This window comes from Pseudoclavibacter sp. RFBJ3, from assembly GCF_002931375.1.
GTDB lineage: Bacteria > Actinomycetota > Actinomycetes > Actinomycetales > Microbacteriaceae > Pseudoclavibacter.
Genome location: NZ_PSXZ01000016.1, coordinates 81,392 through 94,309 on the forward strand (window position 1 = coordinate 81,392; position 12,918 = coordinate 94,309).

At 64.7% G+C, this 12,918-nt stretch carries 15 protein-coding genes; 10 read left to right on the forward strand and 5 right to left on the reverse strand.

The window, feature by feature from the left end:
- Window positions 1-61: 61 nt before the first annotated feature.
- From C5E07_RS16575 to C5E07_RS16585, 3 genes are all read right to left on the reverse strand, one after another.
- Window positions 62-838 (reverse strand): ABC transporter ATP-binding protein, encoded by a 777-nt coding sequence (locus tag C5E07_RS16575; RefSeq protein WP_104300799.1) that lies wholly within the window; start codon window positions 836-838, stop codon window positions 62-64.
- Window positions 835-1,827 (reverse strand): iron ABC transporter permease, encoded by a 993-nt coding sequence (locus C5E07_RS16580; RefSeq protein ID WP_258064009.1) that lies wholly within the window; start codon window positions 1,825-1,827, stop codon window positions 835-837. The genes C5E07_RS16575 and C5E07_RS16580 overlap by 4 nt, the downstream gene beginning before the upstream one ends.
- Window positions 1,828-1,888: 61 nt before the next feature.
- Entirely contained in the window at window positions 1,889-3,130 is a 1,242-nt protein-coding gene (locus C5E07_RS16585; protein ID WP_308471381.1) for an ABC transporter substrate-binding protein, read from the reverse strand.
- A gap of 1,522 nt (window positions 3,131-4,652) precedes the next feature.
- Between C5E07_RS16585 and C5E07_RS19860 the strand changes: the two genes are divergently transcribed.
- Window positions 4,653-4,784, forward strand: a complete 132-nt coding sequence (locus C5E07_RS19860; RefSeq protein ID WP_258064010.1) for a hypothetical protein — start codon at window positions 4,653-4,655, stop codon at window positions 4,782-4,784.
- 1,143 nt (window positions 4,785-5,927) lie between these two features.
- The gene (locus C5E07_RS16595) at window positions 5,928-6,491 is read left to right on the forward strand and encodes a class I SAM-dependent methyltransferase (protein WP_104300807.1); all 564 of its coding nucleotides are present in this window, start codon (window positions 5,928-5,930) and stop codon (window positions 6,489-6,491) included.
- A gap of 84 nt (window positions 6,492-6,575) precedes the next feature.
- On the opposite strand, the gene C5E07_RS16600 is transcribed toward C5E07_RS16595, so the two are convergent.
- A complete protein-coding gene (locus tag C5E07_RS16600) occupies window positions 6,576-7,421 on the reverse strand; it encodes an NmrA family NAD(P)-binding protein (RefSeq protein ID WP_104300809.1) in 846 nt (281 codons plus the stop codon).
- A gap of 55 nt (window positions 7,422-7,476) precedes the next feature.
- On the opposite strand from C5E07_RS16600, the gene C5E07_RS16605 reads away from it, so the two are divergent.
- The 6 genes from C5E07_RS16605 to C5E07_RS16630 all read left to right on the forward strand — a co-directional run bounded on the left by C5E07_RS16605 (window position 7,477) and on the right by C5E07_RS16630 (window position 11,104).
- Window positions 7,477-7,866, forward strand: coding sequence for a helix-turn-helix domain-containing protein (locus C5E07_RS16605; RefSeq protein ID WP_219820034.1), 390 nt, complete (start codon window positions 7,477-7,479; stop codon window positions 7,864-7,866).
- 852 nt (window positions 7,867-8,718) lie between these two features.
- On the forward strand, window positions 8,719-9,240 hold the full coding sequence (locus C5E07_RS16610; protein WP_104300811.1) for a hypothetical protein: 522 nt from the start codon (window positions 8,719-8,721) through the stop codon (window positions 9,238-9,240).
- Between the two features lie 450 nt (window positions 9,241-9,690).
- Complete coding sequence (locus C5E07_RS16615) at window positions 9,691-10,095, forward strand: hypothetical protein (protein ID WP_146080630.1); 405 nt, start codon at window positions 9,691-9,693, stop codon at window positions 10,093-10,095.
- Between the two features lie 83 nt (window positions 10,096-10,178).
- Window positions 10,179-10,400: a hypothetical protein gene (locus C5E07_RS16620; protein ID WP_104300815.1), complete on the forward strand. Its 222-nt coding sequence runs from the start codon at window positions 10,179-10,181 to the stop codon at window positions 10,398-10,400.
- Window positions 10,397-10,657, forward strand: a complete 261-nt coding sequence (locus C5E07_RS16625; RefSeq protein ID WP_104300817.1) for a hypothetical protein — start codon at window positions 10,397-10,399, stop codon at window positions 10,655-10,657. Before C5E07_RS16620 ends, C5E07_RS16625 begins: the two co-directional genes overlap by 4 nt.
- Before the next feature lie 27 nt (window positions 10,658-10,684).
- Entirely contained in the window at window positions 10,685-11,104 is a 420-nt protein-coding gene (locus C5E07_RS16630) for a single-stranded DNA-binding protein (RefSeq protein ID WP_181058121.1), read from the forward strand.
- Between the two features lie 91 nt (window positions 11,105-11,195).
- Here the strand turns inward: C5E07_RS16630 and C5E07_RS16635 are convergent, their stop codons facing one another.
- Window positions 11,196-11,708, reverse strand: coding sequence for a hypothetical protein (locus C5E07_RS16635; RefSeq protein ID WP_104300821.1), 513 nt, complete (start codon window positions 11,706-11,708; stop codon window positions 11,196-11,198).
- 189 nt (window positions 11,709-11,897) lie between these two features.
- Here C5E07_RS16635 and C5E07_RS16640 point away from each other — a divergent pair, with 189 nt between their 5' ends.
- Both C5E07_RS16640 and C5E07_RS16645 read left to right on the forward strand, forming a co-directional pair.
- The gene (locus C5E07_RS16640; protein WP_104300823.1) at window positions 11,898-12,146 is read left to right on the forward strand and encodes a hypothetical protein; all 249 of its coding nucleotides are present in this window, start codon (window positions 11,898-11,900) and stop codon (window positions 12,144-12,146) included.
- 205 nt (window positions 12,147-12,351) lie between these two features.
- Window positions 12,352-12,774: a hypothetical protein gene (locus tag C5E07_RS16645; RefSeq protein ID WP_104300825.1), complete on the forward strand. Its 423-nt coding sequence runs from the start codon at window positions 12,352-12,354 to the stop codon at window positions 12,772-12,774.
- Window positions 12,775-12,918 lie beyond the last annotated feature (144 nt).

The window sequence follows — 12,918 nt, forward strand, 5'->3', positions numbered from 1 at the left end:
TTCGATTTTTCTCGCTGCATTGCTTGCGCTTGTCTCGGATTCGACGGGCGTCGCATGTGGTTCAGTCCTGTTGCAGAAGCGGAGCGGTCACGATGAGTGGTCTTCCGGTCAGTGGGTTCACGATCACCTGGGAACGGCAGTCGAAGACCTCCTCCGTCAGCGTGCTGCTGAGAACCTCCGTGGGGGGTCCGGAGGCGTGAATCCGCCCGCTGCTGACCACGATGACGTGATCGGCGTGAGCGACCGCGTGGTTCAAGTCGTGCAGGACGACGACGCGTGTGAGGGGGACTTTCTCAAGGAGTCGCAGCAGGTCGTGCTGCGCAGTCACATCCAAGTGGTTCGTCGGTTCGTCCAGGAGCAAGACGGCGGCTTCTTGGGAGATTGCCCGGGCCAAGAGCACCCGTTGACGCTCGCCTCCGGAGAGTGTCGCGTAGCGGCGATCGAAGAGGTGTTCAGCCCCGCACTTCGCCAGAGCGTCGTAGAGGATGGATCGGTCTGCTGACGACTCCGGGGTGAACCAGCTCTGATGTGCGTGGCGGCCTGTCGCGATGACGTCACGCACCAGAAGGCTGTCGTTGCTGGTCTGATGCTGGGTCACGACCGCGCGAAGTCTTGCCGCGTCCCGAGGTTTGATGGTGGATACGTCGGTGTCACCGATCAGGATCCGGCCTGAGTCGGGCACCAGCGCACGATACATCGCTCGGAGCAGCGTCGATTTTCCTGAGCCGTTCGGGCCCACGATGGCAACGAATGACCCATCCGCGACGTCGAGGCTCAGGTCGTCGATGAACGGGCGCCCGCCGAGGCTGATGGAGACGTGGTCGAGAATGACTCTCATGCGCGTCCTCCCGTGGTTCTCATCAGCCAGAGGAAGAACGGCCCTCCCACGAGTGCGGTGAAGATGGTCAGAGGGTACTCGTTGGGGCTTCCGATCGTTCGAGCCACGAGATCGACGCTGATTAAGAAGAGCGCCCCGGCGACAGCCGTGATGGGGAGCAGTCGGCGGTGGTCTGCGCCGATGAGCAGCCGCATCGCGTGAGGGATGATGAGTCCAACGAAGCCCACCCCGCCAGCCACGCTCACCGCGACGGCGGTGAGAAGGGCGGAGGTCACGAGAAGATTCAGTCGGAAGCGGCGAAGATTGAGGCCGACGGCCACTGCGTCGTCGTCGCCGAGAGCGAGCGCGTTCAAGCCTCGAGCGTGGCTGAGGAGCCAGACTCCCGTTCCAACGATGACGAGAACTGGCACGAGCAGCGTGTCCCAGCGTGCGCCCGCGACGCTGCCCATCATCCAGAACAGGATGCCCCGGATCTCGCCGGGTTCGGCTTGGAGTTGCGCGAAGCTCGTTCCCGCCATGGCGACGTACCCCAGGGCAACGCCGGAGAGGACAAGCCGCATGTCGGAGAACGAGCCCGAGCGTTGCGCGAAGGCGTAGACGAGCGCGAGGAGCCCGACGGCACCGAGGAAAGCCGCGGCCGAGGTCGTGAGCCCGAGGAGCACTGACGATCCGAACGTCATCACGAGCACTGCCCCGAAGGATGCTCCGGACGAGACGCCAATGATGTAAGGGTCTGCGAGAGGGTTGCGCAGGAGCCCCTGGAGTGCGGCTCCCGCGAGAGACAGCCCTGCACCGACGACACCGGCGAGGAGGACGCGCGGGGCTCGGAGCTCCCACACGATCTTCTGATGCAGGGGATCGACACCAGTGAAATCACCGCTGAGATTCGCGCTGACCACTGACAATACCGCTGTCGGGCTTACCTGCACGCTGCCGATCGAGACGGCGAGCACAGCCGTGATGGCAGTGGCCACTGACAAGTAGAGCATCCACACGAGAAGTGACCTGCGGGGAGCTCGGGTGGCAGGACTCCCCGCAGGTCTCATCGTGCTAGAAGGCGTCAGGATGGGCGGCCTGCGCGATCTTGGTCACGGCCGCCGCGTTCGTTGGGCCGACATAGACGCCGTCGGACACGGTGACGTACTTATTGTTCTTCGCGGCGTCCCACTGGGGATACTCGGCAAAGAGGGCCGCAGCTTCAGCGTCGAGGTCTTCGTCTCTCATGAACCCGCCGACGACAAGGATGTCGACGTCGGCGGCTGCCAGTTGCTCTGCGTCGATGGACGAGGTGAAGTCCAGACCCTGCCCGTCAAGCGCTCCGCCGACTCCGGCTCGGGTCAGTACGTCGTCGAAGATGCCGCCGAGGAAGACGGCCGGCATCCCATTCGGGGTCATCATCGACATGCCAGGGAACACGATCAGGCCGTTGGGCTTCTCGCGGCCTTCGACCGCCGCTGAGACCGCGTCGATCTGAGCGCGAAGGCCAGTGACCAGCGAGTCGGCTTCGTCCTGGCGATCAAAGACGTTGCCGATGAGGTTGAGGAGCCCGAAGGAGGATTCGACGGTGGCGTTGTCGAACGCATCCTGCTCTGCTGTGGTGGCGTCTTCCTTGCCCATCGCGCAGTTGGCGGGATTGACGATTGTCTTGATGCCTGCGGCGGCAAGCTCGTCTCGCGAGGATTGGCCTGAATCGGGGTCGAACCCGCCGGAGGTGGTGGCGATCACGAGGTCAGGTTTGAGGGCCAGGAGTTGCTCTGCTGGGATTTCGAAGCTGCCGGCCATTTCCAGATCGCCCGTTGGTAGTGCATCGATCTGTTCGACGAGTTCCGGCTGGTCGGACATCCCGTAGTTCTGCGTGTTCGCGAGGACGGTGTCTCCGAGTCCGAGGAGCAGGAGCGACTCCACCTCTGCGACGGATGCCCCGTTGAGAAGCACAACCCGAGATGGGGCTGTTTCGAAGGTCTGCTCGAATCCGCAGTTGTCGACTGTCAGAGGGTATTCGGTTGACCCGCCAATCAGAGTGGTGCCGTCGGTGGCCTCTGCGGTAGCTGGGCTGGTCGAGCAGCCCGCGAGGGCTACCAGGACCGCGATCGAGCCGAGGGCCGCTGAGGCTCGAAGTGGTGTCGTGCGCATGGGGGAGTTCCTTCTGTAGACGAGATCTTCGTTTAATCTACAAGAAGTAGTGTTAATCCGCGAGGCCCTGTACTTTGTCCTGCTCTCATGCTGCTGTTCCCCTCCCCGTCGTGGCTGACGCGAAGTGCCCCAGAGAGCTGGAGGGAGATGGGAACACATCGTGAAACGTCCTGCAGGCGCGGACGCACTCAACCTCGATGCCAGACCATCACCTGGACTGCGTCTACGCCACCCAGGGTTCTCCCTTCAGGCATCGGCCCGCGGTCTTCACTTGCAGATGCCGATCTCGATCGACCGTGCCTCCCACATCGTCATCAACGGCGAAGGGGGCGGGAAGTGGAGTACGACGGCAACTGCGTCATGTCTGCTGAAACCGCTAGGGCCGCTGGGGAATGATCCCTATCACGGTCGATGACCCTTCAACGCGGAAGCGACCGCGACCGCGAAGACGATCGACCACGCAGAGTGCGTCCGTCACTTCGGGGAAACTTCGACCGTAATCACTCACCCGGCTTGGCTATTGAGGCGGGGCCGCCGCCCCGCCTATCCCCGTGAGAATCGGCGCAAGCCACACCGGCCCTCTGCGCTTGCAGGCCGACGGGAGGGCACTAGCCGAAATGCCTCACTATCACCCACGTCCCTGAAGCCAGAATCGCCATCGCGACACTGCCGACGTAGTCCAAGATCAGCGCTGGTGCTGGCACCTCAATCTCAGAAGGCTGCGTGTTCGTCGCAGCACAGCTATCCGTCCTCTCGTCCGGAAAGCACCCAGGCAAAAACGCCGAGGCACATCAGCATGCTCAGCCCCGTCAGCCAGGAACTGGACTCACTCGGATTGCCTACGATGAGTACGACGCAATTTGCGAGCACCCCTGCCGATACAACTACCATGAACCACGCGAACGGTCGCCAAATGGATCTCATCGCTTTCGCCTCCCACACCCTGGTTCGTTGTGGTTCAGAGACCGCATCGGCGCATGATCCATAATTCTCGGCCCTAACCGTTTGAAGCCGGGCAGCTAGACAGGCGATTCGTATCGTGAAGATGGCGAACCATCTGACGCTCGCGATCACGGCGATCCATCTGTTGAGGTCTGTTTGCGCTTCGACGCGCACGAACGTGACTGCGCGCACAACCCCGTTGATCCAGACTGGATATACCGCGGCGCTTGGGGTCACCGCAACAGGCTATCCAACATCAGGAACTGCAACCTGGGGCGATCTCGCGGTCGCCGCGAGGCGGGGGCCCCTCTCGTGCACCCGAGTTCAAGAGGCCCTCGGGGCGCAGGGGATGCCGTTGCGCGGCCAGTTGCCCTTTCGCGCTTGCGGCGCTCGTTCTTTTGCCTGGAAGCCTGCGGTGATTCTACGAACGCTCCGTGCCTCCCAGGCAAAAACGATGAAGAGGTGAAGACACATCGTGAAGCGGCGTCGAACGAGTCGGAGGTGCAGCTCAGCCCCCATGAGCGCATGGCAGAACGCAGGCCGTTGACGGCGCAGAACGCGGAGTCATTCGGTTCACGTCCCTGCGTCAGTGTAGACAAGACCTGGTACAGCAGTGCTCTCCCCTCCGTTTCGGAGAGTTAGAACGCTCGGGCGCTCGGGTGCGGGGCTGATGCGGTCAGCTCGGCGATCTCAGGGTCGCGAGTTCAAGACCCACCCCTGAGCGTCGTTTTACACGTACGTGAGTACCGCGTCCTCGGGTGGCTTCAAGGACAAGGCGTCAGGGGAGTGGCAGTCCGGGCCGCGCGTCGTCCACGACGTGCACGTGATCGGGAACCTCGCCGCGGCCGTCGTCAATCTCGCGACCCGCTAAGGGAATGTCGCGTTGGAGTTCACCGGCCGCCTCACTGAGGAAGCTGACGAGTCGGGCACCATCCGGCAGAAGGTCTACGCCGACAACGTGGCCGTGAGCCTGCGCGGTCAGGACGTCCCCGTAGACCGGCCCAAAGGGAAGCCGAGGCAGGGGCTGGACCGCGCGGCGGAGGCTAGCAGCGCGTGGGAAGAGCAGACCGACTAGCCCCGCTCCGAGTCGCCGGCCTCGCTGCGGGCAGCTCGGTCGAGGGGGCACCCCTCGCGGACCCGAGAAGCGCTCGGGGGAGATCTTTCACCACGCCATATTCCTCGTCGTACCCTGGGTCAAGTAGAGCAACGCGATCGACAGCTCGGATGTGAGACGTTCCGCGGCGAGGGCATCGCCCTCGAGCGCGATAGGGCCCCGGATCTGCCCACGTCCATGTGAGATGGCTCATTCCTATTCCGTCATTGTCCCGATTTCGAGCGCGTGGCGAACCTTGGCGCGCACGTCTCCCTCGGTCACTCATTGCAGCATTGCGAGCGATGCGTCGAGCACGGCGAGCGGCTCGAGAAGCACTGGCTCGAATGTCTCGTCGTCGACGGTCGCGGGTGCCCCATCGAGTTCACATAGCGGGGGATTTTCGCCCCAGAGGAGCCAGGACCTGCCGTCGACGGGGCTCGTCGAGACGGGCCGCTAGCAGCCGATCCGCTTCGTCCAGCGCGACTCGACCCGCTCTGAGATCGTCTCGCACCGAACGGTGGGTGAAACGACCGCGCCTGCGGCAGTGATCTCCTCGACTGGTCCGATCATGCGCGGGAGTCTTCCTCGCGCCTCCGACACCAAGTGGGTGCCTCCCGCGTCCCTGAACGACCGCCGATAGCGTGAAGACGCACCCGAGCTCGTCGTTGATCTCCTGCTCTCGTGTGTGCCCCTTTGTTTGCAGTGCTCGAGGGCGCCGGCGTGCCAGGAACGCGGGCACTGGCCCGCAAACGAACGTCTGCGTCTCGTCTGGTGAGGGGTGTTCGGGAGGCCTTCCAGACATGTGGGCCAGACCTGTGTTTTGGAGAACATCTTCGGGACGCGATCGTGCACTTGAAGTAACCGATACGTCGTGTGCGGTAATGAGTCGAGTGAACGCATGGCGTGACGTTAGGGGTTGGCATGAACATCTTCGACACATTCGTGATTCCGCGGGGTGCGGACGGAGAGCGGGGTGCTGATCTTATGGAACGCAGCGGGTCTGCGTTGCGCGAGCTTGCGGTATCCGCGCTGGATATTCACGATGCGGCGCGCGTGCTGGAGATCGGTTTCGGGCCGGGGCTGGCTTTGGAGGCGCTAATCCCGCTCGTGCCCAGGGGGTATGTCACCGGTCTTGATCCCTCGCTGTTGATGCACCGACGCGCGCGAGCCCGGAATGAGGACGCTCTCCGCGATGGACGTCTAGAGCTGGTTGTCGGGGAAGCAAACCAGCTGCCTTTTGCTGCGGCAAGTTTCGACGCGGTGCTGGCCATTGATAACGCCCACTTCTGGGCGGACCGGCCAGCAGCGCTCCAACAGATCCGGCACGTCATGGACGGCGATTCTGCCTCGCTGGTGTTGGCGCTCAGCCCGCAATCGGGCGGCTCGGCTCGAGCGATATCCCGCGACCTTGCCCGAGCCGCGTTCGAGGTCAACTACCAGATGGAGTCCTCCGACGGGTTCGTCGTCCGCGCCACCGCGGTATGACCTTCGTCGTGTGACGCCACGGTCCCGGGCCAAGTCAAAGTGGCGCCGACCCGTCGGGCCGGCGCCACCGCTCGTATGGAGGCGTCAGATTCCCATGTCGCGCAGCCACTGCTCAACGGAGCGAGGGGTGAGGCCAAGCAACTTCTGGGCGGAACGGGACTCGTCGATCCGCTCATCGGCCATCGACCAGCGGGCGTGGTACGACGCGATGACAGGTTCGACGCCGGCTGGACCAAAGATGGGGAGGATCAGCTTGCCGTAGTCGTCCGGGGTCTGGCTTTCGAAGGTGACCGCCTTGCCCAGGTGAGCCGAGAATCCGTCCGCGAGGTCGTCGCCGAGAAGGGCAGGGAGAGCCCCGGCGGTGACAACTCCCTGCACGTCGACGTTGTCCGTGAGGAGTTTCACGGCGATGTCGGCCATATCTAGATGGGAGATCCATGAGATGGCGTAGTCCTCACGGATTGGGTAGCGGAGCTTTCCCTCGGTGCGGGCCGGTTCAAGGCTGACCGGCAGTAGCAGGTTCTCGAGGAACGTCTTCGGCGCGATGACCGCGTACGGCACTCCGGACTTCTCGAGCTTGTCGTGAAGGATCCCGTGCGCAGTGTTGGTGCCGTCGGGCAGTGTCAGCGGGTAACCGCTCGTGGAGAATACGACACGCTCGGGCTGGGCCTGTGCCACCGCGTCGCCGATCGCCGCGGCGAATGCGGCCTGTTGGTCCGGGCTTCCCAGCGGCAGGTGAACGAAAACACCCTTCGCGCCCTGGTAGGCCTCAGCGAGGGATGACACCGAGTTGAAGTCGACGGAAACGGCCTTCCCGTCGACTTTGGTCGTGTCGCGCACAGCGGAAGTGGTGTCGTGGCCTGCTGCCTGCAGGAGTGAGAGGAGAGGGGCGCCCTGGGCGCCCGATGCGCCATGAATGATGATTGTCATGAGACTATTAGTGCATAGGATGCATCAGTTACTTCAAGTGCACTAAGGAGACATTATGGGGTTCATGGCACAGACTTGGCCGGAGTGCGGAATTGCCCGCTTCCTGTCGCTCCTCGAGGGGCCGTGGGCGACGTTGATCGTCAGGGAACTCCTGAATGGTCCTCACCGTTTCGGGCAGCTGCGTGACGCGTTGCCCGGGATCAGCGCTCACACCTTGACCGACAGGTTGCGTAGGTTCGAGGCGTACGGAATCGTCACCCGAACCTCCTACCCGGAGATTCCTCCCCGAGTTGAGTACGAACTCACGGCGCTGGGCCAGGGTCTGCGGCCTGTCCTCGACGCGATGAACGCGTGGGCTATGACTGTTCCCGCGGCAGTGGGTGAGGACGACGCGGTAGCGCTCCCGGCCTCGTGCGCCGGAGTGGTCTACGAGCCGAGCATGTAGGGCTGACCCAGCAGGATCAACCGTGCCCGTGCCGGTCGCGGCATTGCCGCAACGCGCCGAGCAGTCCTGCTCACCGTTGCGGCTGGTTCCGATGAACACTCGTTCGCAACCTGCGCGGGCATTCGATCCGAAGCGCTCACCGTGACCCGAGAAGCAGGCCGCCCGCGCGGAAGCGCTCGCGCCGGCCATTGCGGAGCTGCGCGACCAGATCGAGTTCTGGGAAGGCGTCAGGGCGGAGCGGATCGCCAGCGGGAAGGCGACCGATTGTGGTCGCCGCAATGTCGCCAAGGGCGACGTCGTGTAGCTGCGCGGCAACTGGTGGATCGTCGCGCGCTGTAACGCCAAGACGGTTGCCGTGGCGACCGAGTACAGGTGGACGCACAAGACACCTGGCACGAGGTGCAGGTCCACCGCACGGCCGCGCAGCTTGAAGAAGCGAAAGCGAAGAAGGCAGCCGCCGAGGGTGCGGAGTAGGGAACACCCCCGCCGCACCCGGGCAGCCTGGCGGACGTCGCGAGGGGGAGGCATCCCCTCGCGCACCCCCGAACAAAAGAGGCTCCCCTCCGGGTCGCGAGGGATGCCGCTGCGCGGCCAGTTCCCTTTTCACGCCTGCGGCGCTCGTTCTTTTGCCTGGAAGCCTGCGGCGATTGTACGGACGCTCCATTGCGCACAAGCCCGCTGCGCGGGCCAGCTCCGCCGAGATTTTCGACCCGCGCTCGCAGGCTCGCTTACTTCGGCCCGAAATTCTCTCCCCTGATGCCCTGGCGGGTTGCTGCTCCACTCCTCGTCCTGATCGACACTGCGTGCCTTCCAGGCAAAAAAACGATGAGAGAGATTGAGAGAGAGCACCCCATGAGCGCGATCATGCTGGCCCCCGAACACTTCAACGTCCTGATCTGGACCGCGATCCACGCGGCCCCCGCTGTCCCGAGTGAGCGAAACCTCGTCACCTACACGACGGCCGAGTCCACCCCGTACAACGGGGTTCGCAGCTGGGGCGCAGCCGGGAATGTGCGCGAGCTCACGGCAGGCACCGAAACGATCTACGGGCAGATGCTCGTCGACGCGAACGCCGCCGCCGTGAATGACAAGTACGGCGAAGACAACGCGTACGTCTACGCCTACTCGCGGCCGAAGTCCACCGAGTGGACGCCGCGCGAAGTGCTCTCGGCGCTCGACGGGTTCGAGTACCAGGCATGCGAGGTCGAGGACTGGGTCAGCAGTGAGGCGAAGCAGTTCTGCGACATCCTGCGCCGCCGCCTGGAGCGCCGCATCATCGGCAACGACGACGGCCCCTGGATCATCGGTGCGGACACGCTGCCTGCGCTCGTCGAGGAGCGCCACGCGAACATGCGCCGCCGCGGCATCGCCTAACCCGGAGAGACGGCGAGGGCCGGGCGGTCTGAGAAACCGGCCCTCGCTTCCCCGGAGATCGCCACACCGAAACGACGAGATCACCCCGGCCGCACCCAGGCGACCTGGCGGCCGCCGCGAGGGGGAAGCATCCCCCTCGCGCACCCCCTGCCTACAAGAGGTTCCCTGCGGTCGCGAGGGATGCCGCTCCGCGGCCAGGTTCTCTTCACGCCTGCGGCGCTCGTTCTTTTGCCTGGAAGCCTGCGGCGATTGTACGGACGATCCGTGGAGCACAAGCCCGCTGCGCGGGCCGGTTCCTCCGAGACTTTCGGCACGCGGTCGCAAGCTCCCTTATCTCGCACCGAAACTCTCTCCCCCACCGCCACAAGGGTTGCTGCTCCACTCCTCGTCCTGATCGGCACTGCGTGCCTTCCAGGCAAAAAAACGATGAGAGAGATGGAGACCCACATCATGGAACGTCCCACAGGAGCCGTCGCGGTCAAGCTCGACGCAGACATCCTGCTTGCCCGCGCTCGCGCGGCCGAAGCCGCACGACTCGAAGACGAAGTCTTCGACCCGGCAACGCTGACCCATGGGCCAGGCCCGCAGATGCTCATCGCGGTGGATCGCGGCGTGGCCGCCGTGATCAACGGCGAAGGCGTGGGGGAGGTGGAGCAGGACTTCGACCGTATCGACGTCTGGTTCGCCCGCTACGGCATGTGGGAGACGGTGCCGCTTTCACTGGCCGACATCAACGAGGCCGCGACCGAGGAAACGATCGACCTCGCAGACGGCATCCGCCGCTTCGGAGATCGCCTCGACATGAACCACCTCAGCTGGTTCGGTCGTTACGACCGCGACCACCGCCCCGCCTAACCGAAGAGACGGCGAGGGTCGGGTGCTCTGGAAAACCGGCCCTCGCAGCCCCCACAGATTGCCACATCGAGAGGACTCGAATCATGCTTGAACTCATCACCCCAACCGCCACCCTCGCCGCAGACACCGAGGTTGAGCTCGCGAGCCGGTGGGCCGCGTTGGAGCACGGCGCGAGTTGGGACGACGCCTGCGGCCCGTTCATCGAGCACACCACCGTGTGGGCGTACGTCGAGGCGCTGGAGCTCGTGCGAGACGGACACGTTGACGACCACGAGCTGACCGAGACCGTGGCAGGTGCGCGATGACGCTCGTCGGCCGCAACGAGGACAGCTCAGGGGTCTACGAGATCCACCAGGAGGGTGCCGCACTCATCACGTATACGGGCTCGAGTCCTGACAAGCTCCAGGAACTCGGCGTGCAGCAGCTGCGTCCCGTCGACGCCGGTAGCGTCGACCAGGACGACGCGCACTGGTACGAGTACGGGACGAACGGTCACCGCTGCGGCATCTACGAGGGCGACGGCTTCGCCCGCATCGACGGCATCACCTACGAACTCCACTAACCATCCATGAGACGCCAAGGAGGGCGCATGTTCACGCAGATCACCCGCACCGGGAACCTCACCAAGACCCCGACCCTGTTTCGCGACCAGGACGGCGGCAAGTACACGTACGCGAGCATCGCGTGCTCGCGCCGCTTCAAGGACAGGACGTCGGGGGAGTGGCAGTCCGGTCCGCGCATCGTCTACGACGTGCACGTCACCGGGAACCTCGCCGAGGCCGTTGTCGACCTCGCGACCCGCTGCGGGAACGTCGCTCTGGAGTTCACCGGCCGCCTCATCGAAGAAACCGACGAGGCCGGCGTAATTCGGCAGAAGGTCTACGCCGACAATGTGACCGTGAGCCTGCGCGGCCAGAACGTCACCGTCGACCGCCCCAAGGGCAAACCACGCCAGGGGCCGGACCTCGCGGCCGAGGCCAGCAGCGCCTGGGAAGAACAAGGCGAGTAGTCGAGCGTCCGAGCTGCCAGCCTCGCCGCAGGCAGCTCGGGCGGGGGAGACACCCCTCGCGCACCCCGACAAACGCCCCCGGGGAGATCGCTCACCACGCCTTCTTCCTCGTCGCACGCTGGGCCATGTAGAGCAACGCGATAGACAACTCGGACGCGAGGCGCTCGGCGGCGAGCGCATCGCCCTCGAGCGTGACGGTGCCCCGTATCTGCGCGTTTCCGTGCGAGATGGCCCATTCCTTTTCGGTCATCGTCCCGACCTCGAGCGCGTGGCGAACCTCGGTGCGCACGTCTCCCCCGGTCACCCATTGCAGCATCGTGAGCCAAGCGTCGAACACGTCGAGCGGCTCAAGAAGCACCGGTTCGAACGTCTCCCCGTCGACGGTCACGGGCGCCGGCACGAGCGCGCCATCGACTTCACGCAGCGGGGGAGTCTCGCCCCAGAGCAGCCAGGACATGCCGTCGACTGGTCTCGTCGCGACGGGCCGCCAGCAGACGATGCGCTTCGTCCAACGCGACTCGACCCGCTCCGCGACCGTCTCGCACCGAAGAGTTCGAGAAGCGAGCGCGCTTGCGGCGGGGACCTTCTCGGCTGGTTTGCTCATGCGGGGGAGTGTTGCACGGGCTACCGACACCGATCGGCTCGCAGGGTGCTCGCTCGTCTGCGGGCAGCTCGGGTGAGAGGGCACCCCTCGCGCACCCCGATAGCGGCGGCTCGAGATTGTCACGACCCGAGCGCTCGAGGAACGCGCCGGGCTCGAAGCCGTGTCGGAGGAGAGTGGGAGACTGCCGCTATGACTGAGCAGCCTCCGCATCTCGTGACCCTCGACCTCACAGACGAGGACCGCCACGCGATCCTCATCAACGCCCTCCAGGACTACGCCAATGCCGCCCTCGACAACGTCGAGCGCGCCGAGAGCACCACCGCGGAACGCGATCACTTCCAGATCGTCGCACGTACCGCGCACGATCTTGTCAACGAGATCATGGCTGCGGGAGGCCACGCGGCCCCGGTCGCGGCGCCGGACCTGTCGGCGACCTGACGGTCAGACGTGCCGGGGCATGGACACCTGTCGGCTCACCGCAATGAGCTCTGTGCATGCGTGGGGTCTGTGTTGGTCCGTTGTGGTGCTCTCGACTATGGACACCTGAATGTGCGCTCGGGCGTGTAGTTACCGCGTGGCAAGCTTCTGGAAGGAACCGTCGATCGCTCGACGGTAGGAAATTCTCGACTCGAGAGGAGACGTTGTGGCCAAGCAGATTGACCTATATCACCGCACCACTGAGGATGCGGCCGCTCAGATCGTCAGGGATGGCAAGTTTCTCACGCGCGAGAACACTCGCGAGGCGTTCGCCTCGACGCACGTCGAGGGCCAGGCCGAGGGGTACGGAGCGGCTGTCGTCCACGTGCGGATCGACCAGGCCGCCGCAGAACTCGATGACGAGTTCCCGGACGGGGAGCAGCACTACCGCATCCCACTCGACCAGGCTCAGGTCATCGACGCATTCAAGGTCGGGCCGGACGGGGAGCGCAGCCCGATTGCGCCCGCAGCGTCCAAAGCATGGGAGGCGTCATTTCCGAAGCCCCCGAGGACTGGGAGCGGACCAGTAGCGGAAGCTCAACGAGCAACGTCGACGGGCCAGGCCCGTCAACTAGGGGCGGAACGCTGAATCAGCTCCACCACCTAGACCGAACCACCGCCGAAATCGACCGTTAACGATCGTTACCGAGCGACGGCACCCAGCTGGCCGGTTGGGTGCTGGCGTAGAACTCGAGCCAAGGGCTCTATGCGGACGGTTCGGCGCTGCCCGCCA

Coding starts and splice junctions, on each gene's coding strand:
- C5E07_RS16575 (WP_104300799.1), bottom strand. CDS start 838: ATGAGAGTCATTCTCGACCACGTCTCCATCAGCCTCGGCGGGCGCCCG.
- C5E07_RS16580 (WP_258064009.1), bottom strand. CDS start 1,827: ATGCTCTACTTGTCAGTGGCCACTGCCATCACGGCTGTGCTCGCCGTC.
- C5E07_RS16585 (WP_308471381.1), bottom strand. CDS start 3,130: ATGTGTTCCCATCTCCCTCCAGCTCTCTGGGGCACTTCGCGTCAGCCA.
- C5E07_RS16595 (WP_104300807.1), top strand. CDS start 5,928: ATGAACATCTTCGACACATTCGTGATTCCGCGGGGTGCGGACGGAGAG.
- C5E07_RS16600 (WP_104300809.1), bottom strand. CDS start 7,421: ATGACAATCATCATTCATGGCGCATCGGGCGCCCAGGGCGCCCCTCTC.
- C5E07_RS16605 (WP_219820034.1), top strand. CDS start 7,477: ATGGGGTTCATGGCACAGACTTGGCCGGAGTGCGGAATTGCCCGCTTC.
- C5E07_RS16610 (WP_104300811.1), top strand. CDS start 8,719: ATGAGCGCGATCATGCTGGCCCCCGAACACTTCAACGTCCTGATCTGG.
- C5E07_RS16615 (WP_146080630.1), top strand. CDS start 9,691: ATGGAACGTCCCACAGGAGCCGTCGCGGTCAAGCTCGACGCAGACATC.
- C5E07_RS16620 (WP_104300815.1), top strand. CDS start 10,179: ATGCTTGAACTCATCACCCCAACCGCCACCCTCGCCGCAGACACCGAG.
- C5E07_RS16625 (WP_104300817.1), top strand. CDS start 10,397: ATGACGCTCGTCGGCCGCAACGAGGACAGCTCAGGGGTCTACGAGATC.
- C5E07_RS16630 (WP_181058121.1), top strand. CDS start 10,685: ATGTTCACGCAGATCACCCGCACCGGGAACCTCACCAAGACCCCGACC.
- C5E07_RS16635 (WP_104300821.1), bottom strand. CDS start 11,708: ATGAGCAAACCAGCCGAGAAGGTCCCCGCCGCAAGCGCGCTCGCTTCT.
- C5E07_RS16640 (WP_104300823.1), top strand. CDS start 11,898: ATGACTGAGCAGCCTCCGCATCTCGTGACCCTCGACCTCACAGACGAG.